We start from the raw sequence: 25400 nt of genomic DNA on the forward strand, positions 1-25400 counted from the left end.
CGACACTTATGACGAAGAAAAAAGCACATAAACCAGGCTCGGCGACCATTGCGCTCAACAAGCGTGCTCGCCACGAGTATTTCATTGAAGAAGAATTCGAAGCTGGCCTTGCGTTGCAGGGCTGGGAAGTAAAATCGCTGCGCGCTGGGAAAGCCAACATCGGCGATAGCTACGTGATCCTGAAAGATGGCGAAGCCTTCCTGTTCGGCGCAAACTTTACGCCGCTGACCGTCGCCTCTTCACACTACGTGTGTGACCCAACGCGCACGCGTAAACTGCTGCTAAACAAGCGTGAACTGGAATCCCTCTACGGACGCATCAACCGTGAAGGTTTCACCGTGGTCGCCCTGTCGCTGTACTGGAAAAACGCCTGGTGCAAAGTGAAAGTTGGCGTCGCGAAGGGTAAAAAACAGCACGACAAACGCACTGACCTGAAAGAGCGCGAATGGCAGTTGGACAAAGCGCGCATTATGAAAAACGCAGGACGTTGATTCTGCACACTTATTGTACTATTCAATAAGTTAGCGTTCCGGGCTGGTATCCAGGAAGTGAAATCTGGTATACTCAGTTCAACACTATTGGGGCTGATTCTGGATTCGACGGGATTTGCGAAACCCAAGGTGCATGCCGAGGGGCGGTTTGCCTCGTTAAAAGCCGCAAAAAAATAGTCGCAAACGACGAAAACTACGCTTTAGCAGCTTAATAACCTGCTCTGAGCCCTCTCTCCCTAGCTTCCGCTCTTAAGACGGGGATCAAAGAGAGGTCAAACCCAAAAGAGATCGCGTGGAAGCCCTGCCTGGGGTTGAAGCGTTAAAACTAATCAGGCTAGTTCGTTAGTGGCGTGTCTGTCCGCAGCTGGCGTGCGAATGTAAAGACAAACTAAGCATGTAGTACCGAGGATGTAGAAATTTCGGACGCGGGTTCAACTCCCGCCAGCTCCACCACTTTTGATAGGACTGTAACCGGACGGCGGCAATTAAAACAGCCACTTACGGACTCTGACCAGACAGAGCGCAGACCGAGAAAAGACAAAAAAGTGCACGTGAAATGCACGTGCACTTTAAAAGAACCCCAGATTTCACGGTCTGGGGTTTTTCTATTTGTAACTAAGGGTAACAAAAACCCCTCCCCTTTTCGCGTCCTGCTCGCCTTGACACTGTTTATTTTTACAGCAAAAATACTGTATGCAAACACAGTGGTTTTCCGGAGGCTTTTATGTTCGTTGAACTGGTTTATGACAAGCGAAATGTAGAGGGACTTGAAGGGGCCAGAGAGATAATTCTGGCAGAACTGACGAAGCGAGTGCATCAGATCTTCCCTGATGCCGAAGTGAGGGTGAAGCCGATGCAGGCGAACGGCTTGAATAGCGATGCCAGCAAAAGCGATCGGGAAAAGCTCAACCGCATGCTGGAGGATATGTTTGAAGAATCCGATATGTGGCTGGTTTCCGAGTTTCCGACAGTTCGCCAAGTTGGGCTTTGAATTTTACTCATGTATTATTCCCGGCGTTTGTTCGGGCATGAACACTGAGCAACCAGCCGCCACCCGTTTTTACATACGACGGGCGGCGGCTTCTTCAGCTCACGGATTGAGTATTTCAGCTCTCATCAATGCCTAATTCTCCCACTCCCTATCAGCTACTAGCTGAAAGTTTCATTGACCGCTTACAGAAGCGCCTACAGATTTTGCTTCCCATCTTGATTTTGTTGTCTAAAAACGTGCAAAAGTTTAAGATTAGTCGCATATACATCAGCAGCATATGCTTCTTTAGCGAAAACCATTACAGGGTTTCTGCCTATGGATCATTAAAGGGAATGAGTTAGATGAGAGTGAAAAAAATAACAGTGATAGTCGTTGCAATACTAGCTATCGCTATTGCTGGCTCATTGATTTGTTATGAGCGTAGCAGCAGACCTGATTATGTGCAGGATGCAGTTTCCCGACTCGGCTCATATCTCGGCAACTCTTATGGCCCTACCGAATGTTCAAGCAAGATCATTCAAGATAAGCAATGGCAAGTAATCTGTATTGTTTCAGGTAAAGGAAAGTCCTTTGCATTTACTGTTTTGCCTGCGGCACAGGCCCCCTACTCAGTGGCACGTTCATTTTATTTAAAAGCAAATGACGTAAGCTCTGCAGAAACGGCACAATTGGGACTCATGCAATATTTACAAATTGACACGAAATAGCTGACATTTTTATAAAGTTAAGTAAGCCACTTTACAGAGTTAGGCATGGAGACAGAGTAACCAGCCGCCGACCATGTTTGCATACGACGGGCGGCGGCATTTTATTAGGTGGGGATTTCGGGCCAAGTGATATCCGGCGCATTAAGAGTATTTACCGCCTCCAGCGCGTCGAGATAATCAAGCCAGGCGTTGTACTGTACCTTTTCTGCGTCTTTCAACCGTCCCATTGCTGCTTTGCCAGGCCACTGTTTGCTGTTCATGTAGTCGTTCGCAGCATCAATCCTGTTATGCTTTTCAAAACTCGCTTCAGTAACGATTTCTTCGTGAGTCGGTGGGGGGATATCGCCCCATGCAGGCATACCATCAGCACCAGCAATTAAAATTTTTCCTTTAGGCGGATCTGCTGAATACTTTTCATGAATATCATCGGTTACTTCAATGGCATCAGTTGGCCATGTACCAGCAGCATCGTATTCATTTTTCCATCCGAAATAATAAAAAGCATTCTTTGACGGACTGTAAGCATAATTCATTTTTTATTTCCCGATAGCCAGAAACATTGCGCGAGTGCTTGTAATACCACCCGCAATAGTTGTAATGAGCGTTACCACCGCATCAAAGCCAGTCAGGGACTGGTTCTCGCAGCTTACAGCCGCCTGAACATAGTTTTTCTTGGTGGCAAACACTGCAATCAATCTCGAAGGGAAGGCCTGAGGGAACGTAATGGGGGTTGTGACGCCCGTACCGACTGTAGTTGAGTTGTTCACTAATCGGTTAAAAGCCATGAGTTTATATCCACCAGGCAGCGTGTAAACAACAGTTTCTGTATCCGGTTCACTAATTGAATATTGCAAACCGAGGTATGTGAGAAGGTTGGCGATACTGCTTTGACCGATTATGTCACGCCCGACTGAAGTAAGATCCGTCTGCGCTGCAGTATCTGCCCCGGTGAAATACGGAAGCTTATTTGCTCCTGTAGCGAGGCCGGCAAGTGCCGTCAGTGTGGCATCAAGCCCCTGAAAGTCCTTACCGAGCGCGGTGGTCATTTTGGTAATGAACACGCTCACATCACCATCATCCAGCACATCCAGCCCGCTTTTGTTGGCGGTATACTGCGCCAGCGCTGCCGCGATAAAAGCTGCCTGCCGAATAGCTTTGTTGACCTGCGCGCTGGCTGCTTTGCCTGCTGTAAATCCAGAAAGTAGAGCAGGCAGAGCTTCCCAGTCAGCCTGGGACATTACATTTGCGCCAGCGCCTATAGCAAACGGTTTAAAGTCATTTTTAGCCATTACAGTAATTTCCCCCATGCGCCATCATCAAATCCGGCGATGTATTCGTTGTCCATGTCAAAACCGAAGAATCGATTACCTTCTGACGGTGTTTCTACCGAAGGCGTTTCAACGTCACCAGCCCATACGCCAGCGGCTTTAACGGTGAGATAGCCCTGCTTGATAGCGGCGATCAGTTCGAGAGACACATTAGAAATATCAGTCTCGGGAAAAACCCAGACCGAGATCGTCATGTCCTGGTTGTCGACGATTTGCATCCTCAGGCCTGAGCCTGCGGTCGCAGCGTCAAGGATGGGTGGCAGCGAATCATTGCGACCGTCCCAGTTGTTGATAGCGATTTTCGCCTTAAGTACGATGCGGTATGTTGCATCGCTCAGCGTTGTGTAGCCTGAATCGGGGTCATACGGGCCTTGCCATACGCCCTGGTCATATCCGAGCCCGTCAGTGTCCCAGCTGAAATAAACGCCGCTTATCGGCTGGCTGACGATGCGACTGCGACCAATCCAGAGGCCGAGCGTATCGAGCTGGACTCCGACAGCGGTATCAATATCGAAAGCGCTTACCAGCCCCCGGGTGGCGCCGGTGATATCTATCAGTGGCCGCGTGCTCAGGTCGACGTGATCAAAAAATTTCGGCTTCGTGGCGTGATAGTTGGTGATTAAGTCCGTGTACTTGCTCATGACGTCACCGTTAGAACAATGTTTTCGGGTTTACACGACGCGGATTCGTTATAGGCGATGATGATGTTTGCCGCCGCTGCGCTACCGGCTGATTTGCCAATCAGCAGCTCCTGTATGTCGTAGTAGCGCGCATTGCCGCCACTCACTACGCCGAGGTTTGCCGGAGAATAAATTCTGCTCAGCAGCACATCGTCGCCGATCGTCAGCCCGTTGATGTAATCCGCGACGGCCTGCTGAATCTGTGCCCCTATTTGCGACGTGTAGCCGGTGAATGCTTTCAGGGTGATATGCCCGTAAATCGGGACATCAGTAGATCGCGAGAAGCTGATCACGTGAGGGTTGCCGTAGGTGTCAGGTACCGTGACAGATGTCGTCCCGTAGGTGGCTGTTCCCTGCCCTTTGTTCCCCCGGATTGTCTGGGCTATCTCGGTAACATCACCCCCATCGACGATGGCGGAAATGGAATGAGGTGGCAGCCCGTTGCTGTCGGTTGCACCAGTATCATTCTCGTAGAGCTTGTGACGTGTCACGCCTGCAACGTTGGCGATCGCACCGTCGACACCTTCAAACGGTGTGAGGGATGGTAGCGCTACGCTTTGTCCCTGCCTGATGCGCAGCTCTGCATCGGTTTCCGCCGGTGAGCCTACGGTGGCCGCCGCCGGGTTGATTACCGATGCCCAGCCACGGGTAGGCGTGTTGATAGTGGTAATCGTCCCGGCCAGCGCCGCAACCGCTCCGCTGTTTGAACAGGTTGCAGTTACCGTCACGGTACCGCCGACACCGATTGTCACCGAGGCAGGAAGACGCCAGATCACGTTATTCGAGTCTTTCACGGTACCGTTTGTGATGGATGTCCCGGCAGTACCGGTCAGAACCAGATCCACGGTAGAGTTCGTCGCCCCCCGGCGCGCGATACCGTTAATTTTTACGTTACTCGTCAGCGCTGCACCGTAACCCGTAGCAGGTGAGAAGCAGTTATAAACGGAGATGGCCGTGTTGTTGGCATCGTGAATAGCCAGCGCCACCAGCGCCACCATCTGGCCGTCTTTGCTGTCTGGATCCAGATAAGCGTCACTGCCATAAATCTGCTGGAAATAGCTCGTCAGGGTATCGAGTATCGTCTGGTAATCAGGCGCACTGATCCCCTCAGCGGTTACCGTTGCCGATAAGCCGAGTGTGTCCAAATTGAGGGCCATTTATGCCTCGCTGGTTACTGTCGTTGTTCCGTAGATGGTGTCGATTTCAGCGAAGAACTGGACGCGGCGCGTCGTCGTGTTCACTGTCGTATTGAAAGAGAGGATGGATTTAACGCCCCGCGTTTCGAGGATGCGCTTACGGATCGCCAGGTTATAGGTCTCCGGCTTCTGCTTACCGAGTACGGACTGAATCCACGGTGTCCCCTCGGTGGTGTCGAGAAACCATTGCCCATACCACAATTCGAATCGCGTTTTTACGGCCTGCGCCACGGCCTCAGGTGAGTTAATCAGCCAGGTATCATCGCCGCTGCCAAAGGTGTAATCACCGTCGGCATCTTCACGTCTGTATCGCATCAGTTCACCCCGTCTGTGTTGCTGGTGCCGTGCTGCACGCCGCCGTGAGTGTGCGTATCATCGATTGTCTTGCCGTTAGCTTTAACGGTACCGATAAACTCTACAGCGCCGGTGATTTTGGATGCAACGCCAGAAGCAACAGAACCCACCATTCCACCCAGCCAGGACAGGAGCCCGTGAATGGTAACTTTCGCCGAGAAGTCGGCCTGCGGGGTAACTACATCCAGGCCGCCAGGCGCTACGATTTTAATTTTCTGCGTAGTGGGGTTGAGCTCAAAGAACGTGCTTCCGTCGTCGCTGCGCAACTGAGCGGCCCCCGTGCTGATTCCGCTGATTTTCTGCGCCTGAGACTGCGGCCCGACGATACAGAACGCATCCGATAAATCATGCACCCGGTCGTCAACAGGCTCCTGCACCCCGCCGTTCTGCCACCAGAAATCGATGCAGCGATCGGCGAAAATCACTAGGCATTCATCACCGGCTTTAACCGGGAACGTTAGCGTGCATCCCCCGCCGCGCGGAAATACCACCGGTACATCCACCAGCAGCGGGTAATTTTTGGTAATGCGGTTCCCGTCGTTATCCGTTTCAACCGAGCGGATAGCAGGCTGCACAACCGCCGTCACCGCGCCGGGATCGAACGACTGGACGATGCCAGGCAAAGCGACGCGGATCTGGTTCTTTGTTGTGTCCCGCTCAGATTTGAATGTTTCAGCAAGGTCGCCGCTGCGGGTCTGGTCAGATACTGCCATTTGGGTAGCTCCAGAAAACAAAAAACCCGCCGGGTGGCGGGTTTTTCTTATTGATATTTGTTTAGGCAGCTTTGGGCTTCAAGGCATCAATTTTTTTAATCATTCGCTTTACTGTACTAATGCTTTGTTCGGCGTCTACTTTCCTAACAGTTTCAGCTAAGTCGTAATCAGCTAATTTTCTTTTTGCCTTCTGTTGCTTTAACAGGGTACCAAGCTGTGTAAGATCTATTATCTCAAACGGCTCAAGTTTCCGTCGATGATCTTCTAAAAGATACCGTATGACTCCCTCGTGCGTGGTCGGAGGACAACACGTAAGCAGATTGCATACTTCATGGTAGAATCCATAATAAGCTCTTGATATCGCACTTCTATTGGCAGACTCAATAGAGTCATCTAAACATTTTTCTGCGGCATCAATAAAATCGCGTCCTGAAATACTCATTGCAATGCCTCTGAAGTATGGCCATCAGCTACCCTGTACCAGGCAGTTACGTTTTTAAGCGAAAATATATCTGACATTGCAATTACGGTTGCAATTTCAATATCCATTTCCGCTAAAGTATCAGGGTCATCACACATTACATCGCAGATGACAGCTGCATCGGTTGAGTCAACCGAGCTATAGAAGTCATGAGCCACTGCGGTCACATTAAATTTATTAGTAACATTAACTACTAACAACGTAAATTTTTCAATTTCACTTTGCAGTAACCCGCTAATTTTTTGGAATTTTTCTAATCTTTCTTTGTGCATTTCAAATTCCTCAAGCAGTGCTTTCCTTTCGCTATCCTCCCGAACCATTGCTATAGCTTTTTTTGCAAAAAAGGAAGACAACTCAATATCACCGCTAGCATATGCTGCATTACGTGCACGGATAAAAAGACGATAGTCAGAAATTTCCCTTGCGATGCGAATCGCCTCTAGTCGATAAAGCTCGTAATGCCTAGCTCTTGAGAGATAAGCAAGGTAGTTTCTCGCTATAGACGCATTTCGGAAAGCAGCCCCTTTCTTGAAGCTATCAATTGCATCTTCGCTTCTTCCCGCTGCACCGTATACAAAACCCAAGAACTCAAAACGCTCAGAGATGACGTGCATTTCCTTAGCCATTCTTTCGTATTTACGAACAGAAAACAGATCAATGTAGTCCCTGTGATCGATGGCTAACTTCAGGATTTGCTTGACTTCACTAATTTTTTTACTTGGATCCGGTAAGGACATGAGTAACTGACTCTCATAAAGATTAGTAGATAATTCTATGAAGCTAAGTGGTCTTTCGTCAATCTGAAAAGATTATCGGTAGATCTTAGACAAACTTTAGCCTGCTACTTTTTTACACGGGAAAGATCCGATGATTTTCGGCGCGTCCATGCTGTTCTGCAGCAGCTGGACGTTCAGGAAACGCGTTTCGGTACCAGGTCGACGAATAAACTCAAAACCGTAATTGTTACCGTCTTTGGCTGGCATGAGGCCCATGTCTGCCTTCATTCCGTTTCCGTTGCCCAGCGTTTTAATTTTCTGGGAGGTAACTGTCTCACCATTAATCCTGAACAGTGAATCAGGGATCAACTCTAGTTTATAACCACCACACTGAAGCGTGATACCGCCAGGATTTGCGGCAAACGCTAACCCCGGAAGGAAACAGAGTCCGATAACAATCCACTTTTTCACTATCCTACCTCCCGCTGTAAAGACGACGCCGAACGGAGATCCGCCGCGCCACGCGCTTCGCACATCATATCCATGTACCACGCCTGGCCCCTTGTGTCGCCAGTGTACATAATCCCGCGCACAATATAAACGCCATCCGTTGCGATGCTGGCAGGCTGCGCCGTGGTGCCGCTGAGCGTGATATTTCCGTTCGTGTTCTGGTCTGTGATCTGCCCTCCGGCCATAGCGATATCGTTGTTCGACAGCGCGGTGCGATACACGGAAGCCTGATCCAGTTGAATGAGCCCGTTAACCCGGATGTTCGGGTTAATCAGCGCACGGACGTTTACGCCGTTGCCGATGGTCTGCTGCGGCATGCCGATAAGCCCGGTGGCGCTGTTGAGCACAATCGCGTCGTGAACATACTCGTTATTCGCCACCATCTGGCGCTGCCCGTCCACGAACTGCCATGTTGCGCCACATTGTCCGGCCACGTTATCCATAAGATGCCGTGTCATGCCAAACAGCACCCGACCCCGTGGAAACACAGTAGCAGGCATTTCAGGCGTCAGGCCTTCGGTCGCGCCTTTGGCCTCGAAGTCTTTCATCAGCGCGCGGTTCACGTCTGCGACCGTGTAACCGGCCGCCAGCGTCTGCGAGGTTATGCTGGTGGCAAAAGCCAGATCCGTATCGGCTGCCTGAATCAGGACGTAGGAATCAATAGGGCTGTCTTTACCGGTGACCGAGTAGCGAATTTCACCGCTGAAAATCAGACCGTAGTTCCGGCCATCACTCTGGCCCACGTCCGCCGCGTCGACTTCGCGCACGGTCCCGACGTCGCTTGCCGATACCTCCGACGCGATACCGTCGTAACCGGCAATCAGCCGCACTTTCGAAAACTCCTGCCCGGTGATGCGGTTTACCGTATCAGCTGACAGGTTATAGATTTTGAACGTACCCACCCGCGACGCGCTGCTGATGTTGAACCAGTCGATCGTAAAGGTCACTTTAAAATCGCTGAGCTCAATACCCTGCCCGTTCTCGTCCACGAGCTGCAGCTCGAAATGTCTCATCCAGTTCTGTGACATGTTTACTCCGTTGATACCAGTAAATGACTGCGGCCGCCCAGGTCGGTTTTCGTAGGATAATCCTGTGTGTTGTCGTCACAGACCACCACCAGCTTAAAGCCGAGGCCCATATAGGCGTACTGAGCCAGCAGATCAGCGCCGGTGACGAGAGGAATACCGGAGATTACCGGCTCCCCTCTGTCGTTCTGCAGGTCCATAATCCAGTACAGATCGCGCCATATGATGCTAATCCGCCAAGTGGTCCCCGCCAGGATGATGCTGAATTGCTGGTTATCCGCTGTCAGCGGGATTTCCTGAATTGCCATTAGCCGAGCCCCAGTAATGATGCCCCGTTACCCGTGATGCTTTTCAGCAGCGAGGTATTTGGCGGCTTTGTGGTTTTGTTGCCGGTGTTCAGTACCGCCGACGTGCTGGCCCCGTCCTTCATGTTGGTTTTATCCGCAACGGTGATCTGCTGCGTCTGCGAGATAAGAACCTCTCTCAGGGTGAGGACGGCAGACAGGACGTTTTCGGTTGTCTTGTCTGTCGTCACTTCCAGCGCGCGGATCAGCATGTTGCTGTACAGCCGTTTGCCGGTCACCACATCGAAAGGAATACGGCTCGCCTGCAGGTCGAGTATCTCCTGATACGTCTGCTGGGGACTCAGCCCGAGCAGGCTGGTAGCCGTCAGGTTACTGGCAAAATCCAGCAACGATCCGCCACCAGCGAAACCGACCTCCATCACCACTTCAGACGGTTTTTTGTAGGCATGGTCAGCGATAGCGGCCCCGACCTCGACAGGGTGCTCCGTTATCTCCAGCGTGTCGGTATGCTTCTCAGAAACAACCACGCTGGGGACAATCATCCCTATTTTCCGGCTCTGCTGCTGAAAGAGCGTAGAGAGAATATCCATTAGCCCACCTTCGTTTGATTACCGCGCATGACCTGGGCGTTTGCCGACTGCTGCCGACGCTCGACCTCGGTACCGACAGAACGCGGATCACCCCCACCGTAAATGTGGTAGGTGTTTTGCTGGTTCACGTTCGCCCCGCCAATTCCCGCGACGGCAGCCTTCCCGATTAACTCCTTCGAATAGATGTTTCGCCCATTCTCATGGTGAATAATGCTACTCATTAATGCTGACATCGTTTGTGGGTCGTTAATATTTAAAGCGGCCTGCGGATTTACTCCCAGACGTTGGGAAACCGCCTGTATATAGGCTGCTGTGTTGTTATTGTCGGAAGCGGGTGCCCAGGTGGAGATAATTTTCTCCACGCTGTTTATCCCTCTCCCGGCATACAGCACGAGCTGGCGCGAAAGAGCGCGCAAACCATCATAGGCGGTTTCGAATCGGGCAAACCTGCCGCCGGGGCGCTCAAGCTCAGCACCCGCCTGACCAGCAAAATTAAGGTTTCCGGGGTTATTGTTCCGTTCACCTCGCTTTGCAGCCTGCGCATGCTGCTCTGGTTCATCCTCTCCAATGCTCCTTATGGTCTGTCCTACACTGCGCGGATCCCAACCGGTTTTATCCTTTATCCATTCCGCCACACTGTTAGCGCTGTCTGTTACCATCGGCATCGCTGACGGATTTTCGCTGCCCTGATTAAGCATCTGTTTGCCGATGCTGGCGGCATCAGCCCAGCGGCCATCTTTAATGGCGTTGAGCAGGTCGGCGATCATGTTCAGCATTTTGCTGAACTCGCCCATCTGGTCGATGAAGTTGCTGAAATCCCACTTCAGGGACCATGATTTGGGGTCAATATTGAGCAGCTTCGCCAGCGCTTTCGCCAGGTCGTTAACGGTCGTTTTAAGGTCACGAACCATTTTCAGCGCGGCGTCGACTTCCGGCTTCCACTTGCCCCAGTCAATCAGGCTGTCCCCGCCTTCCTTCCAGGTCTGATAGTCCTCCCACAGAAGGGCAATCCCCGCCGCCAGCGCGGTAATGAGGCCAATCGGCGACATCCAGAACGTACTGTTCAGAATGCGCAGCGCAATCGTCAGCGCGCCGAACAACGAGATCAGCTCCCGCGTTTGCTTATCCAGCGATTGCCACCAGGTGATAAGGCTGGATGTTCCCTCAATTAGCCTGAAGAACAGCCGCCCGATGATGTCTCCGAGCGCCAGAATGCCTTTTATGGCTTTCGTCAGTGTCTGCTCGATGCGCGGGAAGTTATCCAGGATGTGGCGGCGCAGCGTGTCCAGCGAACCCGCCAGACCACCAGCAAGATTAGAGCCGATTTTGTCACGGGCCATGCCTGCCATCGCGCCGAACTCGCGCAGGGAGGTCATGAATTTGTTGGAGCTTCTGGCCGCCTCGTCAGCATTGAAGCCGATAGCTTTCGCCATTGCGCTGTACTGCCCGGAGAAACCGCCCACACCCCGGCGCATTGCCATCAGGGTATTTTCGTCAATGCCCAGCATCTGCGCATACTGGTTAGCCCGGTAATACGGCATGCTGCTGAGCTTCTGGCCGACACCCGTAAAGATAGCGGCCATGTCGCGCATATTGCCGCTGGCGTCACGGGTCTGTACGCCCAGGCGATTCAGGAAGCCTTCCGCGCCGGGATTGTTACGAACAAACCGGGAGAGGCTTTCCAGAGAGGTTCGCGCCGCGTCAACGCTGCCGCCCACCTGCGAAACCGCATAGCCAATAGACTGAATCCCCTGAACCGTCGCGCCGGTGCGCTGTGACGCCCAGTAGAGATTATCCAGCCCCGAGGCGATCTTAGCCGTGAAGGCCACCACGGTAAGCGCGGCACCTTCGACGGCCAGCCCCATTTTGATGGCGTTTGCGGTCGTACCGGCGAGAACAGAGTCGAACTTTGACGCGCCTGCTTCATCGATATCAAAACCGAGCGAGACGAGGAAATCTTTAATAGTCTCAGCGTTCATTATCCTCTCTCCATTTCTCAATACGGCGCTGGTTGTCTGCCTTAACGGCCAGGTGGTCATTCATCAGCGCGATATCGCACAGATCGACTGATCCATCCTTCAGCGCGTAATAAGGGATTAACCCGGCGTCAACCGGGTCAAGGAGATAAGACAGCCCGTCAGGCAGGCTGTTGAGGGTTAACCCTGAGGCTGGCCCGGCGTCGCGCTGGTAGGGCTCACGGGCAAAAAATTTCCCAGTGAATCGGCGACCACCCGCGCCACCAGCTGCAGCATGGTCAGCAGGTCGATATCATCGAACATCAGCTGACCGCTGTTGAATACCGGCGTCCATCTGTCCATGTGCTTGCGTGATACAACGGCCAGGCACGGATGAATAATCGCGTTGGTGTCTTCTTCGGTCAGGGAAGACAGTTTTTCAGCGATACACGGCAGCAGGGTTTCAAACACCGGTTGTAGTTTATCGAATTTCACGTTGTCGATTTTGCCATCAGCAGGCAGAAGGGAGCGAATGCTCCCGAAATCTGACATCATGCCCGCCAGCACCGGCAGCAGTTTGCGGGTCACTTTCAGCTGGTCAAAAACGCTGAGTTTTGCCACGCGGTAATCGTGGCCTTTGATTGAGCATTCCATCTGTTAAAACTCTCCGAGAACCTGATCGATTTTTCCGCAGTCAAACACCCAGGGCATCGTATTACCGGCTTTAGCGTTGGCGTTATCCGGCTGTTTCTGGAACGCCACGCTGCGCGCCGTGATGATGTCTCCGCTCACCTTGTTTCGGATCACAATGACGTTGTTTCCCCAGGTACCTGAGGACTGACTCTGCGCGTTGTACGCCAGCGACAACTTTTTGTTTGTCGGCGAGGTCTTCAACAGGTTGACGGTTACCGTGCCGCTTTTGTCCGCGTGCAGGCTGTGCATCACTTCGCCATCAGCGCCGATGGTCATGGTATTTTTGGGGCCGCCCATTGCAACGGTGATCCCCTCCTCTGAACTGGCGGAACCGTAGCCCAGATCAATCTCGCCGGTCGGGCCGGAGAGGGACGCCGTGACGTCCATAAAAGAATAAGTAGCCATTCATGTTCTCCTTAGCGAACGACGTTGATCTGCACATCAGCGAAATGAACCGCACCCGCCAGCTTACAGGCCACCTGAATAACTGGTGCCTTACGTGCTTCACGGTCTGCCTGCGCCTGCTCGGAAATCGGCTGCGCGTAGACGTAATAGCCTTTTGTCAGCGTGTCGCCGGAATCCAGCTGCCCAATCGGGCCACCGTTCCATACGCCAGCAGCCACCAGCCCGTTCTTGACAGACTGATCCATTGATTTCTCAACGTTAGAAAGGAGGCGCGTAACACCCGCATCAGTCTGTGGGACTTTGGTTGTGCTGGTGTAGAGCAGGTTATACAGGTTGGTCTGAACGTAATTCTGCAGCCAGTCGAGCCCGTGGCGCTCATCGAAGAAATCGCCGCTGGACATGACGCCCTGCTGCAGAATGGCCGTATCGTTTTCGTAATACACGTAGACGTTACAGTTTTTGGTATCCAGCGCCTTAGCCTGGCTGAGATCCAGTGTCTCGTAGGTGATACCCGGCTCCTGCTTGAATTTCAGGGTAATGGTCGTGTTACTGCCGTTGAAATTCACCGTAAACGCCCGGCCAAACGCAGAAAGCGCGGCGTACTTGCTGCTGGTGGAATACTGCACAAACGTGCGACCGTATTTTGCCGCCTTCAGCTTATAAGCGAGATCGGTTGTTGATGTCGTGTTAATCGCTTCCGGGTCTTGAGTGGTAATTGCCAGAATACGACTGAGGCTGGAAGCTTCGATCGCGGCGGCCACGCTCAGCCAGTCGGCATCGTCGATCTCTTCATCATCGGCTACGCCCAAACCGTACCAGCTCGTGTAATTCAGTACAGCGTTCACGGCCTGCAGCAGCGTTTCCGTCGAACCGCTTTCAGCCGATAACAGCGTTTTAGCCCAGCGACCGACATACACCTGCTGAGGTTTCGGTGATTGCGAGAAATATACCGTAGCGGCTTCATATTCCGGGCTATCCACGCCGAAATCTGTGCCGATATCTTCCGGGGATGAGTATAGGCGAATGCGCTCAGAAACCGGGATAACCGTTGAGCTCCCGAGAATGAGCAGCGAACCAAAGTTTCGACCAGTAGCCGCACGCGGCCCAATGATCACGTCGACATTAACGACGTTAGATACAGGTAATCCCTGCGGCATAATTTAGTCTCCGAAAAATGAGACGGGCGCATCTTGCAGCGTCCGGACGTTGTAGGTACGAATGTTTTTGCGGGACAACGTGATGGTGAGGTCATAGCGCCTCACCCACTGGTTATTAATGAGCTCTGGCAGGTTGTAGATAGTCCCGGCCTCCACCAGCGAAAGCCCCGAGCGATTCAGTTCGGCGTTGTTTTGCTCGACGAATATCCCCGCGCGGAAAGTTGATGCAGTGTTGGCCCCCAGAGGGCCATAGAAGCAGCAAATCACCGTTACCTGTTCCCATGTCCATTGCTCGGACTGTTCTTCCGAAACCTGAACATCGGACTGGCTCAACGGCTGAGGAACGGTAGTGATACCGAAGGCGCACCACGTTACCCCGTTGTTGGGGATCTGCGGCTGCGGGTCAGTCCATCGAGGGAAAACAAGAGCGGCCGGCAAGCCAGAAACGCCACGAATCCACCGGCTGATTTCACGCTCCAGCGCCTCGTCATACTGGGGGCTATCCCCGACAGGCGTCAGATAACCGCGCGCGGTGCTGTCGTTACTCAACTGGCGTCCCTCCGTTAAAGTCCACCAGTTCACAATGCGCCTGGACGAATCCGGCGCCATAACTGGTGTACGGATCGACAAATGTCACCCGGTAAGCACGCCCGTTATAGCTCACGATATCGGCATCGAGTCGCGGGGCGCTGTCTGTACCGGGCTGGCCCTGGGTTAATCTGAACTGCGTCACGATGAGGATCGCGCCGCTAATGTTCTGGCCTGCCGCCATTCGCCTGGCTTCCAGAGAACGGTCAACCGTCACCACGCCAGAGAACGGGATATCCTGAGCTGTGTTTTTCGTGAAATTGTCCTCATCCATCGTCTGAACCTGCCGGTGACACACCAGGCTGGTGTCCATGAAGTCGGGATCGAGAAGAACATCGCTCACATCGAGAAGAGGCATTATTTTTTCCTCACGACGTAGTTAATTGAGCGCAGCAGGTATCCGTGGGCATACAGCGGCTTGTCACCGGGAATGCCTTCGGCCCTTCTGCGTTCTAGGGTTTTCTCAGAAAGCGGGTGCAACCGGTCGCCAGCACCGATAACGGCTTTTGCAGCGTCACGGGCAATCTGTCCGGCGCTCTCCAGCTCACGCACTGCTGCTTCAGTCTGCCCCTCCAGCGCGGCGGTTGCCGCTGCCTTCAGGTGCGCAGTGGTTCGGGGTTTTGAATCCTCGATCCCCATATCCAGAAAAGGACGCGGGGGAAGCGTGACCGTTGTACCGTCGATTTCCACCGTTGCCCCCGTCGAGTGGAGATAGCCCAGTTCCGCGTTATTAATCGGAGAGCCATCCTCACGCCCTGCCTTGTCCTCAGGTATTCCCACCAGCACATCCATTCCGGATAGCTGGCGGAGGGATTCCAGAACAGCCACGGCGTTATCAGCACGAACCGTTAACCCGCTTTTCATAGCAGCTGCCTGCCACCAGCGCCGAACATCGACCACCACCAGTAGAACTCGCGCCCGTAGGCGGTGCTGTTCCAGAAACCGGCATCCGGATTGATTACCCCGGACACGTCATAGCTCACTGAAACCTTATCCACGGACTTAGAGGACACGACACCTGCTGCGCCGTTGCTGTTCACACCGCCAGCGGCAGCGGCGGCCAGCGTGCGGCCGCGCAGCTCCGTATAGTGAGCCGTGAATAGTTCAGCAAGGTAGACGAACTGATCGCCCTGTACGTCCTGATTCAGGAGTGAATCGGCCTGCCCCAGATAGAAATTCACTGAGGGGTCAGGGTAGCGGGTTTTATCGGCGAACTCGGGAAAGTCGGTGCGGAACTGCTCGTTAGTCGGAAGCCTGCTGTTTTTTGGCATTTTTCGCGTCCCCGCCGGTGTTATCGGTTTTGTCCGTGCTGTCGGCAGGTTTACCGCCTGCTGGTGCCTGAGCGGCTGCCAGCTGCGCTTTCAGGTCTGTGTTTTCATTCCCCAGCGCGGTGATGGTTTTTTCATGCTCAGCCAGCTGCGCTTTCAGGGTGTTATTTTCTTCTGCCAGCAGAACAAGGCTCGCGGAAAGGTCTTCATTGCTCTGCTCGTTCGCCAGGTCGGCTTCGTCAATCGGGCGCGCATAGGCTTTAAAGGCCCAGTGGTCCTTAACTTCTTTCGGGAAAGAGGAACTGTCGTGGATGCCCTGAGACAGCTCAAATTTAGAACCGTCGGCAAAGCTGAGAGTTGCGCCACCGGAAACAACGTATTTCATGTTTTTGCTCCATAAAAAAGGCGGGTTTCCCCGCCTGTTTCAGGTTAAGACGCCGGAACGTCCAGGTAAGAGATCGTATTGGAATACGGGGTTTCCACCTGGCCCAGCTTGCCGTAGTAAGTGGTCAACTGCTGCAGTCCGCGATACTCCAGCGGCGTGTTCAGCAGAGGAACCATTGGGAAGCGAACGTATTTTTCGTCCTGGGTATACGCAACGATACGATGCGCGCCACCAGCGCCACGCTTGGAGGCCCACTTCATGGAGACGATCTCCAGTGGTGTGCCGTTTTCCTGGAACGCGATGGTGTTAATCTTCACGTATTCCAGCACAGAGATATTCCCTGCAGAGGAAACCTTTTTGCTCGCCAGCAGGCCGAACAGCTCCGGCGCCAGACCGATTTTCGCCGGGCAGACCGCATAACCAGAACGAACCCAGCCATCAGACAGCACCAGGTTGATATCCTGAACAATCACATCCGGATCGGTGGTTGCGGTCCACGCTGCAGCTGCAGCAACAGGAGTAACATCCGGCAGGTTCAGCAGACCAGCAACGCCGAGCTCGTTATCACCGATATAAACCTGTTCGTCGGTGTCCATGTTCCACTTCAGTTTCATGCCTTCGTATTTCTGGACATCAACCGGACGGCCCAGTTTCTGGGCAGAAGCCAGTTCCGGCACCGTCCAGCTGATTTCCTGCCCCCACAAGGTGAGGTTGTTACGGGTAGGCTGAATATCGAGTTCGATACTAGGAATGGCAGTAGCTTTTTTGCCGATCCAGTTTTTACCGTTAGGGTTTGGACCACCAACGCCCACGAAATCGGTATTAGTGAAGGATGACACTTCATCAGCGATAGAAATGTCGCTGCGTAGCGGCATGTCGCGTGACCATTTGTAGGACACTAAAGGCATGTTCAGCGTCTGATCCATGCGCTCCAGTTCGCCGACGAGAAACGCGCCGGTGGAGTCGATGGTCGCTCTGTCAATTGTAAACATTAATTATTCCCTCAGATGTTATAAGCGATTTCAATACGGCCGTCGGCTTCACCTGGCCCCATGACCTCTGCATTTGGCAGCTGAGGTGTATTTGATGCGGTAGAGTCCGGAGACAGCACAAAGGAGCCAACCGGGCTTTGAGTGGTGCCACCAGCCACGCGAACGTAAACCGGATCGCCTTTTTTCGCGGTCGCCGCATTGCCTGCTGTAACAGTTACGCAGATGTAACCGCGTTTCAGATTGTCACCAACCTGATTAGCCGTCACACCGATGTAAGCAAGGTCCACAGCAGAGGTGATCGGGAACGGTCGAACCAGAATCCCTTTCACTTTGCTGATGGTGTCACCAGATTCCAGCGGAACGAATTTATCGTTCACGTATTTACCTGGCAGCCCGTAGGACGCGAACTGCTTCGTGTGATCCAGGCTAACCGGCTCGATGGTGAGATCACGAGGACGGGTAACGCCCCCGGCAATGCCCAGGGGCATGCGCGTTAAATATGCAGTACCTGCCATGATGATTTACCTTATTTGTTTTTTGCCCAGAATTCGGCGTTGACCTTGTTCAGTTCTGCCGGGGAAAGGTGTTTAGTGCTGATTCCGCTGTCCGTGGTGCGGGTGATATTATTCAGCGGGGTCAGCTGATTTTTCGCCTTATGCAGCGCCACAGCGGCAGTAAACACCGCGTCGACCGTAGCCTTAGGCGCTTTGTAGAAATCATCCACCCCGAACGATTTCAGGCTGTCACCGGTGCGCATTGCATGACTCAGCACCTGACGCTTCAGACTCTTATCACCAGCAGGCTGGAAGCCAGGGCAGATAATTTCCGCATCGGCGATCAGGTTGCGCTTAAAGGCTGCATCACCCGTCACTTTGCGGTTTTCTTCTTCGTCTTCATCAGTGGTCATATTGCCCGGGTCCGGATCGACATCGGTGGTTTTACCCTCCAGCTTTTCCAGACGAGCCAGCAACGCTTTCGCCCACTCCGGAATCTCTTCATCGCCGGTGCCGGTTTTGCCTTTGTTCGGATCGCCTTCGTCCGTAGTGGTGCGATTGCCTTCAGGTAAGGCTGTGGCCTGTGAAGGAATGTTGATGGTGATCGAGGAACCGGGGATTGAAGGCATGCCATCAGACGGCATATCCGGCGCTTCGTCGATGAGTTTTGCCAGTGCATCCTCATCTTTCGTCTTAATGGCCTGAGCCAGTTTTTTAAGCCATGACATTACAGGCTTCTCCTTTGTTGTTGATGGGATGGAATCCCCGATTGCACAGCGGCCACCAGCACGCCCCCGGTCGATGCCGACAGCGAGGTGGTTACCTGTGATTTGGTATTGCTTGCCTTTGCCGGGTGCCAGCTGCTTGTACTGCGCGTCATAGCCACAGCTGACATCGGTCAGGCCAGAATTCACCGCGTCGATTGCTTCCTGGCGTTTAATCAGCACGTCAGCAATGAGCAGATCCGATTTATCGCCGGTGCCGCGCCGGACGTTCTGAATGTGTCCGTGTGCCAGCTCTGCGAAGTTAGAAGGGTTCACGAAAACGATGTTGCCCAGGCTGTCCTCTGGATGCCCCAGCGTGACGGCTACGCCCTCAAAGCTCGCCATCGTCTCAGGGGAAAACACCTCGTCTTCTGTTCGCCAGACTGTCACCGTGCCGGTGCCGTCCGGTTCGAGGTCGATTTCCTCAGGTAAATAGACCTGCGTCCCTGTGCGTGCGATCGGCACGTCTTTACACAGCAGCGAGCCGTCCGCCTGCAGATAGCGCGTTTCGCCCAGGCGTGTAGTGAAGAAATATTTCATGGGTTACCTGCTCGATTACGGGCAACAAAAAGGCCGCCCGGAGGCGACCTTGTGAGATGGGAAAAATGTTCGAAATAACGGGCTATTTAACATAAGGGTTCTTACCCGCACCGACGAAAATGGCCTCGATTAAAATGTCCCCTTAAAGCCGTAAAAGTAGCGATTAACTGGGCTGAAAATCGGCCTTTTCGAATACAACATTTTCATAACATTTCGCGGGTATTGCAGTTCGCATGAAATGAATGCTCAAAGCCGTATTTTTCATTTTCTCGGTGCAGGAATCTGTACTTCAGGCCAGCATTTGCAGTTCGGCAAACATCCGGCGTGCCCGGTCATATCGTCCAGCGTCGGCGGGTTATCCCAGCGCACAAATTTATCTTTCATCTTGCGGTGAGAATCGCGCGTTCCGGCGCCCTCGATACGCCACCAGTAGCCCTCTGATCCAACCGAAAGGGCTCTGGCCTGTGTCAGCGCGCCGGTAGCTCGTCCAATCTCTGTACGGGCAATCAGCTGCGCCCTGCTGGCGGCCACGTCACCAGAAGCCATGATCATCTCGTAGAGCTCATCCGGACGTTCACCAGTGATAACCGCCTGCATTGCGCGCTGTTGTATGTCCATCACGCGATCGGCTGCTTCCAGCGGCAGGGACTTCATCAGCTGAATCTGGCGGTACACGATATCCTGCGCCACCTGCCCGACGGGGGTATTACCCACCACATCGCGCAGGCCAGCACCGATTTCCTCTGATACCGATTTCCACTGATTCCATTCCTCCTGCTCGACCTGGGCAAACATCCTTCGCCCGACCTGCTCTGCCCAGTCGCTGATTACCTCGGAATAGTCCACCAGCGTTTTCGAAATGCTGTCAGCGCTGGCCTGTGAACCATCGTAGGTACCATCGACGATCTGCCCTATCTGGTTTGCTATCGCCAACAGGCTTTTTCGATACTGGATCTCCGAACGGCGGCGGAGGGATGGTTTCAGGTTCATCCTCCTCCCACTGGGCCTTCGCATCTTCTATGTCCTCGTCAGTGATAGAACCACCGATGCCAATCACATCAGAAATGTTCCTGAGGTCGTTAAGCGCTGCTGCAGGTGGCATCCCAAGGTCACGAACGGCGGTACCGAGTGCGGTAACCACATTATTCGCCATAGTTGCGCGGTCCACGTCTGACATCTCCCAGAGCTTGTTAAACTCGAAAGTAAAATCGTCAGGCAGTGGTTCACCGAACAGAGAACGCCAGGAGATATCGAGCAGCCAGCGGATATGTCGGCGTAAGCGTCTCTCCTGCAGCGAGTTAACCCGGCTGTAGTAGTTTTCCAGATCGCCGTCGCCGGTGTTGAAACCTGCAGGGGATTGCCCGAACAGACGGACGAGAGGAATTCCCGTCGCGCCGGAAACCTGCTCAGCAAAGCGCAGAAGGACATCAGCGATACCCGCAAACGTATAGCTGTGGGTTTCGAACTTATCCTTACCATCCATGATGGTCATGCCTTCGATGGTCTGGAACTGACGTATCATGTCCAGGTGCTTCATCAGCGCCTTTTCAAGGTCGCCTCCGGTAGCAAGAATCTTGCGCAGGTCTTCAATGCTGTAGGTTCGCAGGTGCGCTTTGTGGATCAGCTGTGTGGTGCCGACCGTCGCAGTATCAAACGCCTCGATACGCTCGAAAATACGCTCCACAACAGACATCCCCCAGCCGTTTTCCGTCTGGGCCTGCTGGAAAGGAAGCGTATCGCCCTCCATGCGGATAACACGGCTATGGTGAATCTTCCAGGGGGGAATCCCCTGCTGGTTCGTGATTACCTTGTAATATTTCGGTTTCCCGAAATCGGGACCGTAATCGGTAACGAGATCGTAATAACTCGGGTTAACCATCCAACGGTCAAGGCTCATTACGCCCTTAAACTGCCCCTCTTTGATGCGTTCCAGTTTCAGCGGGGAGGACATATCCTGTCCTTCAAGCAGGACCACCAGCACCGCGCCACCGTACAATCGTGACCATTTGAGGTTATCGTTAAGCCCATCCCATATAGCGAGCTCATCCCAGAAGGTTTCGAGCTTACCCTTTTGTCTAGGTTTTAGCTTTGAGCTGATGTTAATCCCCTTGCGGGTCATATCATCGGCCATCGCATCCACACCGGCACCCACGAGGAACGATGAACGATACGCAAACTCCAGCATCACCCTGTTACGGCTGATGTACCCGGGCATGTACATTCCGCCCGTCTGTATGTTTCTGGTGTCGCTGCCAAGTTTGGCCGTGAAATTGTTGTACCCGTCAGCTGTCGCAACGGGCTTTTGTGCGCCGTTCTGGCGTTTCTTACGGGACATGTCACGCTCCGGCCAGTTTGGCCCAATTATCAAGAGAGGAATCCATCGGCGCGTAGTTAATCATCACGGCGTCGGCGAGGTTCGGCGATTTTGTACCTTCCGGCTGTTTATCCACGAGGATTTTACCCACGGCGTTTTTCGACCACGTAGGCTGTGAAAGCTCCATCAGCAGGCGGTCAATATTTTCTATCTCGCCGCTTATCGAAATGATTTCGTCGGGGTTGTAGTCCATCCCGTTCAGCGCGCGGAAGGTGTTACGAAACAGCTTGCGGAGATGCCACCAGCTCTGTGCTTTCGCGTTCGCGAAGAAGTCTTTATTCAGGCGTGCCGCTTTACCGTTATCACCAGGAACAGCTTCATCTTCCGGATCGAATACGCTACCGCTACCACGGAAAGGCGTAGCTGTGATTGTTCCCCGGCCTTCAGCCTGCCTGAGCTCGTTTATCACGCGAGCATCGCCACGCGCACCGGCACCCAGACCGTCCTCATCGAAACGGAACTCATCCAGACCGTAATCGTCACAGTACCCAAACGATTTAACGACAGAGGCGTAGATGTCGCTGCCAATGCCAGACCATTCGTGAACGTTCTGCAGAAGGAAGCCATAGCGGCAAGAAAAGCCGTTTTTGTCTTTCCCTTCGTCTGCGATATCCATTGCGCCGAGGCGCTGGCCGCTGGGCTGAATACCCAGTTTGATATGCGCGTCGACGGCAGCCTGTACCCATTCAGAAGGAATGAGAATCCCCTCTGTGGATGCGCTGTAGTTCAGGTCCAGTTCCTGAGCAACGATAATCGGATCATCAATTTTCAGACATTCGTTGCGGTACCACTCATCATCCTTGCGCGGGTCGCTGCGCCAGTGGAACGTAAACACCGGGATATTTCCGCTGTGGCGCTTTTTAGCAAACGGGTTATTCATGCCGTTGACCGAAGAGAGGTCTATACGGCAGCGGGTGGTCTGTGATAGCGCAGCATCGATGAGAAATGGCCGTTTGAGGAATGCCGACTCATCCACAAAATAAAGCGTGGTACGGTCACCACGGCCAATGTTATCGCCAGCCTCTCCCTTAATTACCGCGCCCGTTTCCGGGAACTCCACGCGCATGTAAGGGGCATGTTTTTTGTCACTCCATGAACCGCGAAACTCAACCGGCAGCAGCTCGACAAACTTACGCGCTTTCCAGAACAGTGCTTTCGGGTCGCCGGTACTGTCGACATATTCCTCTTTACGGGAACCGAACCCGATCACCATTTCTTTGTTGAACAGGCAAAGCGAACAGGCCAGACCGATAGAGGTCCAGCTCAGCCCCATTTCTCGGCTTTTTTCTGTCAGTCCATGCTCAAGACTGGCGCGCCTGTCCATGATCCAGTGAATCCATTCCTCCTGGCGGGGGAACAGCAAAAACGGGATGGTGGCAGGCAGGCCATAATCGAGGTTACGCGGGTCCGTCGTCATACCCCAGTCGATGATGAACTGAGCCGGGTTAGTGCGGTAAAACTCACGGAGTGCCGGAAGCATTTCAGGCGCTTTCCTGATCCGCTCCAGCCTCTCCATTCTCCACTCAAACACGGAGGTATAGTCCGGTTTGCGGAAGTCAAAGGGGAACGGGATCGGCACAGAAAAATTCCTCAAAAACGCCCCGATTTAACATAATGGTCGTTACCCGCACTGGCGCAACAGCACCAATCACGCAAACGGCGTGAAGCCTCTGTTTTGAACAGAAAAGTGGTCAAATCGGGATGAATAAAACGTGCATAAAACGGGTCAAAAAGTGCATAGCGTTTTTACAGTTCGAAACGCCTGTTTTTGCAATTTTCAGCCCAGGTATTTTTTGTAGATATCGGCTGCTTCCTGCGGGGTCAGGTTCGCCGCGTCGGCTTTGGCTGCCTCGTCCATATTATTGAACGGTTCGAAAATTTTCGGTGCTCCCAGCTCCATAAGCAGGGTTGCCGGAACTTTTACTCCCTCAGCCTCAAGCAGCTGCGCCGCCTCCAGCGCGGAGTATTTCCCGGCTACCTTGTGTTTCATCACCTCGCGAAGCACATCACGCTGACGTTCTTCCTCGCTATAGACGCTGGTACCAAGACCGAGCACCTTTGAGAAAACAGCAATATCGTTGTGCGTGGGCAGCACATCTTCAATCGTGGTTTTCACACCATCCGGCGATGTGGTGACAACCTTCCGTTTACGAACGTCCAGGCTCTTACCGGCGACGCGGTTTATTTTCTCTCTGAGAGCTTCGCGAGCCTCAGTGAAAGCGCGCTCAAACTCGATATTCTCTTTACGCCAGCGACGGATCGTCGTCTCGTCCACACCTAAGCGCTGAGCAACCATCCGATTGCTGATTTTGCTACGGGCTAATGCCATGTCCATAACGATACCGACGTAGGCTTTTCTGAAGCTTTTTTTAGGAGCCATACTTCCGCCTAAGTCAATGTGATTATTTTTTGTTCAAAATCCAATTTCTCCGATCCGGGTGCGGCGTATCACGCGGTAAATTCTGGCGTGCAGGCCGCGTCCTCTCTGGTGCCAAGTGCGGCATATCAGAGGGGGTAAAAATGCGGCATATCCTTTTTTTCGGGAAAACTGCGATTTGATGCCCGGAGGCCGCGCAGAATGGGGAGATAGTGGATCGCCCTAATATTTCCACTATGTGGATAACTCAGTCGTCCAAATCCATCTCCACCACTTCACCAAAAAGGTGACCGTAAACGTCCATTGTGGTTTTGATGTTCGAATGCCCAATAAGTCGGGAAACCTTCAGAATATCAACGCCTTTGTTTGCCAGGCGAGATACAGCAAAGTGGCGAAGATGATGGAATCGCTTAACGCCATAGTCGTTCAGGGTTCTGACGAGAACGCCCTGAGTGCCGTAACTGGTAGCAAGGCACGCGCCGGTAAACTGATTGCTGATAAGAGGCTCAGAGGAACCAAGCTTATTTTTATCCAGCAACGCGAAAAGCTCACGCGGCATCCGTACCCGGCGCTCAACACCTCTTTTCAGCCCCTCATGTATAACGCCGTCAACAACATGCCCCCGGATGTCAATCCAGTCGGCTGACACGTCGTTATAAGTAACCGCCAGAGCCTCACCGATGCGCAAGCCACAAATCCCGAGCCAGCACGCGATACGCTCACGAACTGGCGCGTTGTTCAGTAGCTCTCTGACCGATGATGATGGCGGTATGGTGATGGGTCGACGCTTCCGGCGCGCGGGACGGTCAACAGGGTTAAAAGTGATGAGCCGCTTTTCCACCAGCAGGAAGAAAGCCGAACGAATCCAGCGATGGCAGCCGGTGCGAACCGAATCAACGATATCGCGATGGCTGATATGGAGAATATTTTTTTCCAGTATCGGCCCGTCTACGGCGAGAATATCGTGACGGCATTTCGTATAAGACGACAGCCGTATAATATTTTTTTCCAGCTTTCCCGCCTGATAGCCAAGATAAAACAGAATTAACTTTCGGAAAGTCCATGAGTGGTCTATTCCGGTCCAGCTGGCGGTTCGACAATCCAGCTCGATATTCTGTTTTTTCCAGAAAAGATGTGCAGCATCATCAATATTCTTAAAGATGCGGCGGCGTCCATGACCGGATTTTTCATCCTTCCAGTGGACGTAATATTTTGATTGTCCATGGGCATCAGTGGATTCTTTTATCGAAGCCATACAGAACACCTCTGGAGAGTTCTACAAATTGTAATTGCAATAAAAAACCGCCCGATATGGACGGTT

General features: G+C 53.0%; 33 protein-coding genes and 1 other RNA gene. 4 read left to right on the forward strand and 30 right to left on the reverse strand.

Going from position 1 to position 25400, the window contains the following annotated elements:
* Positions 1–8: 8 nt before the first annotated feature.
* The 4 genes from smpB (at position 9) to ELK40_RS17375 (ending at position 2189) form a co-directional block, all read left to right on the forward strand.
* Positions 9–491, forward strand: coding sequence for an SsrA-binding protein SmpB (smpB, locus tag ELK40_RS17360; RefSeq protein ID WP_008502505.1), 483 nt, complete (start codon positions 9–11; stop codon positions 489–491).
* 89 nt (positions 492–580) lie between these two features.
* Positions 581–944, forward strand: a transfer-messenger RNA (tmRNA) gene (gene ssrA / locus ELK40_RS17365).
* Between the two features lie 271 nt (positions 945–1215).
* Positions 1216–1482 carry a DinI family protein gene (locus tag ELK40_RS17370; protein WP_045354872.1) on the forward strand — a complete coding sequence of 89 codons (267 nt, stop codon included), beginning with the start codon at positions 1216–1218 and terminating at the stop codon, positions 1480–1482.
* A gap of 341 nt (positions 1483–1823) precedes the next feature.
* Positions 1824–2189: a hypothetical protein gene (locus ELK40_RS17375; RefSeq protein WP_127732009.1), complete on the forward strand. Its 366-nt coding sequence runs from the start codon at positions 1824–1826 to the stop codon at positions 2187–2189.
* 104 nt (positions 2190–2293) lie between these two features.
* Here ELK40_RS17375 and ELK40_RS17380 read toward each other — a convergent pair whose 3' ends face one another.
* From ELK40_RS17380 to ELK40_RS17525, 30 genes are all read right to left on the reverse strand, one after another.
* Complete coding sequence (locus tag ELK40_RS17380; protein WP_127732011.1) at positions 2294–2722, reverse strand: tail fiber assembly protein; 429 nt, start codon at positions 2720–2722, stop codon at positions 2294–2296.
* Positions 2723–2725: 3 nt separating this feature from the next.
* The gene (locus ELK40_RS22910; RefSeq protein ID WP_244599392.1) at positions 2726–3478 is read right to left on the reverse strand and encodes a phage tail protein; all 753 of its coding nucleotides are present in this window, start codon (positions 3476–3478) and stop codon (positions 2726–2728) included.
* Positions 3478–4158, reverse strand: coding sequence for a DUF2612 domain-containing protein (locus ELK40_RS17390; RefSeq protein ID WP_127732013.1), 681 nt, complete (start codon positions 4156–4158; stop codon positions 3478–3480). The genes ELK40_RS22910 and ELK40_RS17390 overlap by 1 nt, the downstream gene beginning before the upstream one ends.
* The gene (locus tag ELK40_RS17395; protein WP_127732015.1) at positions 4155–5354 is read right to left on the reverse strand and encodes a baseplate J/gp47 family protein; all 1200 of its coding nucleotides are present in this window, start codon (positions 5352–5354) and stop codon (positions 4155–4157) included. The genes ELK40_RS17390 and ELK40_RS17395 overlap by 4 nt, the downstream gene beginning before the upstream one ends.
* Positions 5355–5708, reverse strand: coding sequence for a hypothetical protein (locus ELK40_RS17400; RefSeq protein WP_023325694.1), 354 nt, complete (start codon positions 5706–5708; stop codon positions 5355–5357).
* On the reverse strand, positions 5708–6460 hold the full coding sequence (locus ELK40_RS17405; protein ID WP_127732017.1) for a Gp138 family membrane-puncturing spike protein: 753 nt from the start codon (positions 6458–6460) through the stop codon (positions 5708–5710). The genes ELK40_RS17400 and ELK40_RS17405 overlap by 1 nt, the downstream gene beginning before the upstream one ends.
* Before the next feature lie 61 nt (positions 6461–6521).
* Positions 6522–6902 carry a hypothetical protein gene (locus ELK40_RS17410; RefSeq protein WP_127732019.1) on the reverse strand — a complete coding sequence of 127 codons (381 nt, stop codon included), beginning with the start codon at positions 6900–6902 and terminating at the stop codon, positions 6522–6524.
* Complete coding sequence (locus ELK40_RS17415) at positions 6899–7678, reverse strand: hypothetical protein (protein ID WP_127732021.1); 780 nt, start codon at positions 7676–7678, stop codon at positions 6899–6901. Before ELK40_RS17415 ends, ELK40_RS17410 begins: the two co-directional genes overlap by 4 nt.
* A gap of 96 nt (positions 7679–7774) precedes the next feature.
* Positions 7775–8128: a hypothetical protein gene (locus tag ELK40_RS17420; protein WP_048030026.1), complete on the reverse strand. Its 354-nt coding sequence runs from the start codon at positions 8126–8128 to the stop codon at positions 7775–7777.
* Positions 8128–9195 carry a hypothetical protein gene (locus tag ELK40_RS17425; protein ID WP_127732023.1) on the reverse strand — a complete coding sequence of 356 codons (1068 nt, stop codon included), beginning with the start codon at positions 9193–9195 and terminating at the stop codon, positions 8128–8130. Before ELK40_RS17425 ends, ELK40_RS17420 begins: the two co-directional genes overlap by 1 nt.
* Before the next feature lie 2 nt (positions 9196–9197).
* On the reverse strand, positions 9198–9500 hold the full coding sequence (locus tag ELK40_RS17430; protein ID WP_127732025.1) for a hypothetical protein: 303 nt from the start codon (positions 9498–9500) through the stop codon (positions 9198–9200).
* Positions 9500–10087 (reverse strand): phage baseplate protein, encoded by a 588-nt coding sequence (locus tag ELK40_RS17435; RefSeq protein WP_047748152.1) that lies wholly within the window; start codon positions 10085–10087, stop codon positions 9500–9502. Before ELK40_RS17435 ends, ELK40_RS17430 begins: the two co-directional genes overlap by 1 nt.
* Entirely contained in the window at positions 10087–12066 is a 1980-nt protein-coding gene (locus tag ELK40_RS17440) for a lytic transglycosylase (RefSeq protein ID WP_127732027.1), read from the reverse strand. The genes ELK40_RS17435 and ELK40_RS17440 overlap by 1 nt, the downstream gene beginning before the upstream one ends.
* Positions 12056–12232 (reverse strand): hypothetical protein, encoded by a 177-nt coding sequence (locus ELK40_RS22915; RefSeq protein ID WP_024131618.1) that lies wholly within the window; start codon positions 12230–12232, stop codon positions 12056–12058. Before ELK40_RS22915 ends, ELK40_RS17440 begins: the two co-directional genes overlap by 11 nt.
* An 11-nt stretch (positions 12233–12243) precedes the next feature.
* Positions 12244–12696, reverse strand: a complete 453-nt coding sequence (locus ELK40_RS17450; protein ID WP_096149941.1) for a phage tail assembly chaperone — start codon at positions 12694–12696, stop codon at positions 12244–12246.
* 3 nt (positions 12697–12699) lie between these two features.
* A complete protein-coding gene (locus ELK40_RS17455) occupies positions 12700–13140 on the reverse strand; it encodes a DUF3277 family protein (protein WP_000257260.1) in 441 nt (146 codons plus the stop codon).
* Positions 13141–13151: 11 nt separating this feature from the next.
* On the reverse strand, positions 13152–14297 hold the full coding sequence (locus ELK40_RS17460; protein WP_127732029.1) for a DUF3383 family protein: 1146 nt from the start codon (positions 14295–14297) through the stop codon (positions 13152–13154).
* Between the two features lie 3 nt (positions 14298–14300).
* Positions 14301–14846 carry a hypothetical protein gene (locus ELK40_RS17465; RefSeq protein WP_023150228.1) on the reverse strand — a complete coding sequence of 182 codons (546 nt, stop codon included), beginning with the start codon at positions 14844–14846 and terminating at the stop codon, positions 14301–14303.
* Positions 14839–15243, reverse strand: coding sequence for a head-tail adaptor (locus ELK40_RS17470; RefSeq protein ID WP_127732031.1), 405 nt, complete (start codon positions 15241–15243; stop codon positions 14839–14841). The genes ELK40_RS17465 and ELK40_RS17470 overlap by 8 nt, the downstream gene beginning before the upstream one ends.
* Positions 15243–15749, reverse strand: coding sequence for a hypothetical protein (locus ELK40_RS17475; RefSeq protein WP_023150226.1), 507 nt, complete (start codon positions 15747–15749; stop codon positions 15243–15245). The genes ELK40_RS17470 and ELK40_RS17475 overlap by 1 nt, the downstream gene beginning before the upstream one ends.
* Positions 15746–16156: a DUF4054 domain-containing protein gene (locus ELK40_RS17480; protein WP_023150225.1), complete on the reverse strand. Its 411-nt coding sequence runs from the start codon at positions 16154–16156 to the stop codon at positions 15746–15748. Before ELK40_RS17480 ends, ELK40_RS17475 begins: the two co-directional genes overlap by 4 nt.
* On the reverse strand, positions 16128–16538 hold the full coding sequence (locus tag ELK40_RS17485) for a hypothetical protein (protein WP_023150224.1): 411 nt from the start codon (positions 16536–16538) through the stop codon (positions 16128–16130). Before ELK40_RS17485 ends, ELK40_RS17480 begins: the two co-directional genes overlap by 29 nt.
* Positions 16539–16582: 44 nt before the next feature.
* Positions 16583–17530, reverse strand: coding sequence for a DUF2184 domain-containing protein (locus tag ELK40_RS17490; RefSeq protein WP_127732033.1), 948 nt, complete (start codon positions 17528–17530; stop codon positions 16583–16585).
* An 11-nt stretch (positions 17531–17541) separates the two neighbouring features.
* Entirely contained in the window at positions 17542–18045 is a 504-nt protein-coding gene (locus ELK40_RS17495; protein ID WP_127732035.1) for a hypothetical protein, read from the reverse strand.
* An 11-nt stretch (positions 18046–18056) separates the two neighbouring features.
* Positions 18057–19328: a DUF2213 domain-containing protein gene (locus tag ELK40_RS17500; protein WP_127732037.1), complete on the reverse strand. Its 1272-nt coding sequence runs from the start codon at positions 19326–19328 to the stop codon at positions 18057–18059.
* Between the two features lie 261 nt (positions 19329–19589).
* Positions 19590–20123, reverse strand: a complete 534-nt coding sequence (locus ELK40_RS17505) for a phage minor head protein (RefSeq protein WP_127732825.1) — start codon at positions 20121–20123, stop codon at positions 19590–19592.
* 70 nt (positions 20124–20193) lie between these two features.
* Complete coding sequence (locus ELK40_RS17510; RefSeq protein WP_127732039.1) at positions 20194–21663, reverse strand: DUF1073 domain-containing protein; 1470 nt, start codon at positions 21661–21663, stop codon at positions 20194–20196.
* Position 21664: 1 nt separating this feature from the next.
* Entirely contained in the window at positions 21665–23281 is a 1617-nt protein-coding gene (locus tag ELK40_RS17515) for a TerL protein (protein ID WP_127732041.1), read from the reverse strand.
* Positions 23282–23479: 198 nt separating this feature from the next.
* Entirely contained in the window at positions 23480–24082 is a 603-nt protein-coding gene (locus ELK40_RS17520; protein ID WP_032625746.1) for a hypothetical protein, read from the reverse strand.
* A 244-nt stretch (positions 24083–24326) separates the two neighbouring features.
* On the reverse strand, positions 24327–25334 hold the full coding sequence (locus tag ELK40_RS17525) for a tyrosine-type recombinase/integrase (protein WP_127732043.1): 1008 nt from the start codon (positions 25332–25334) through the stop codon (positions 24327–24329).
* Positions 25335–25400 lie beyond the last annotated feature (66 nt).

Origin of the sequence: Enterobacter sp. N18-03635 (assembly GCF_004006055.1) — a bacterium.
Taxonomy (GTDB): Bacteria; Pseudomonadota; Gammaproteobacteria; order Enterobacterales; family Enterobacteriaceae; genus Enterobacter; species Enterobacter vonholyi.

What these genes read in the sequence shown, in the direction of transcription:
- smpB (WP_008502505.1), top strand. Translation starts at nt 9, where the DNA reads ATGACGAAGAAAAAAGCACATAAACCAGGCTCGGCGACCATTGCGCTC.
- ELK40_RS17370 (WP_045354872.1), top strand. Translation starts at nt 1,216, where the DNA reads ATGTTCGTTGAACTGGTTTATGACAAGCGAAATGTAGAGGGACTTGAA.
- ELK40_RS17375 (WP_127732009.1), top strand. Translation starts at nt 1,824, where the DNA reads ATGAGAGTGAAAAAAATAACAGTGATAGTCGTTGCAATACTAGCTATC.
- ELK40_RS17380 (WP_127732011.1), bottom strand. Translation starts at nt 2,722, where the DNA reads ATGAATTATGCTTACAGTCCGTCAAAGAATGCTTTTTATTATTTCGGA.
- ELK40_RS22910 (WP_244599392.1), bottom strand. Translation starts at nt 3,478, where the DNA reads ATGGCTAAAAATGACTTTAAACCGTTTGCTATAGGCGCTGGCGCAAAT.
- ELK40_RS17390 (WP_127732013.1), bottom strand. Translation starts at nt 4,158, where the DNA reads ATGAGCAAGTACACGGACTTAATCACCAACTATCACGCCACGAAGCCG.
- ELK40_RS17395 (WP_127732015.1), bottom strand. Translation starts at nt 5,354, where the DNA reads ATGGCCCTCAATTTGGACACACTCGGCTTATCGGCAACGGTAACCGCT.
- ELK40_RS17400 (WP_023325694.1), bottom strand. Translation starts at nt 5,708, where the DNA reads ATGCGATACAGACGTGAAGATGCCGACGGTGATTACACCTTTGGCAGC.
- ELK40_RS17405 (WP_127732017.1), bottom strand. Translation starts at nt 6,460, where the DNA reads ATGGCAGTATCTGACCAGACCCGCAGCGGCGACCTTGCTGAAACATTC.
- ELK40_RS17410 (WP_127732019.1), bottom strand. Translation starts at nt 6,902, where the DNA reads ATGAGTATTTCAGGACGCGATTTTATTGATGCCGCAGAAAAATGTTTA.
- ELK40_RS17415 (WP_127732021.1), bottom strand. Translation starts at nt 7,678, where the DNA reads ATGTCCTTACCGGATCCAAGTAAAAAAATTAGTGAAGTCAAGCAAATC.
- ELK40_RS17425 (WP_127732023.1), bottom strand. Translation starts at nt 9,195, where the DNA reads ATGTCACAGAACTGGATGAGACATTTCGAGCTGCAGCTCGTGGACGAG.
- ELK40_RS17430 (WP_127732025.1), bottom strand. Translation starts at nt 9,500, where the DNA reads ATGGCAATTCAGGAAATCCCGCTGACAGCGGATAACCAGCAATTCAGC.
- ELK40_RS17435 (WP_047748152.1), bottom strand. Translation starts at nt 10,087, where the DNA reads ATGGATATTCTCTCTACGCTCTTTCAGCAGCAGAGCCGGAAAATAGGG.
- ELK40_RS17440 (WP_127732027.1), bottom strand. Translation starts at nt 12,066, where the DNA reads ATGAACGCTGAGACTATTAAAGATTTCCTCGTCTCGCTCGGTTTTGAT.
- ELK40_RS17450 (WP_096149941.1), bottom strand. Translation starts at nt 12,696, where the DNA reads ATGGAATGCTCAATCAAAGGCCACGATTACCGCGTGGCAAAACTCAGC.
- ELK40_RS17455 (WP_000257260.1), bottom strand. Translation starts at nt 13,140, where the DNA reads ATGGCTACTTATTCTTTTATGGACGTCACGGCGTCCCTCTCCGGCCCG.
- ELK40_RS17460 (WP_127732029.1), bottom strand. Translation starts at nt 14,297, where the DNA reads ATGCCGCAGGGATTACCTGTATCTAACGTCGTTAATGTCGACGTGATC.
- ELK40_RS17470 (WP_127732031.1), bottom strand. Translation starts at nt 15,243, where the DNA reads ATGCCTCTTCTCGATGTGAGCGATGTTCTTCTCGATCCCGACTTCATG.
- ELK40_RS17475 (WP_023150226.1), bottom strand. Translation starts at nt 15,749, where the DNA reads ATGAAAAGCGGGTTAACGGTTCGTGCTGATAACGCCGTGGCTGTTCTG.
- ELK40_RS17480 (WP_023150225.1), bottom strand. Translation starts at nt 16,156, where the DNA reads ATGCCAAAAAACAGCAGGCTTCCGACTAACGAGCAGTTCCGCACCGAC.
- ELK40_RS17485 (WP_023150224.1), bottom strand. Translation starts at nt 16,538, where the DNA reads ATGAAATACGTTGTTTCCGGTGGCGCAACTCTCAGCTTTGCCGACGGT.
- ELK40_RS17490 (WP_127732033.1), bottom strand. Translation starts at nt 17,530, where the DNA reads ATGTTTACAATTGACAGAGCGACCATCGACTCCACCGGCGCGTTTCTC.
- ELK40_RS17495 (WP_127732035.1), bottom strand. Translation starts at nt 18,045, where the DNA reads ATGGCAGGTACTGCATATTTAACGCGCATGCCCCTGGGCATTGCCGGG.
- ELK40_RS17500 (WP_127732037.1), bottom strand. Translation starts at nt 19,328, where the DNA reads ATGAAATATTTCTTCACTACACGCCTGGGCGAAACGCGCTATCTGCAG.
- ELK40_RS17505 (WP_127732825.1), bottom strand. Translation starts at nt 20,123, where the DNA reads ATGTTTGCCCAGGTCGAGCAGGAGGAATGGAATCAGTGGAAATCGGTA.
- ELK40_RS17510 (WP_127732039.1), bottom strand. Translation starts at nt 21,663, where the DNA reads ATGTCCCGTAAGAAACGCCAGAACGGCGCACAAAAGCCCGTTGCGACA.
- ELK40_RS17520 (WP_032625746.1), bottom strand. Translation starts at nt 24,082, where the DNA reads ATGGCTCCTAAAAAAAGCTTCAGAAAAGCCTACGTCGGTATCGTTATG.
- ELK40_RS17525 (WP_127732043.1), bottom strand. Translation starts at nt 25,334, where the DNA reads ATGGCTTCGATAAAAGAATCCACTGATGCCCATGGACAATCAAAATAT.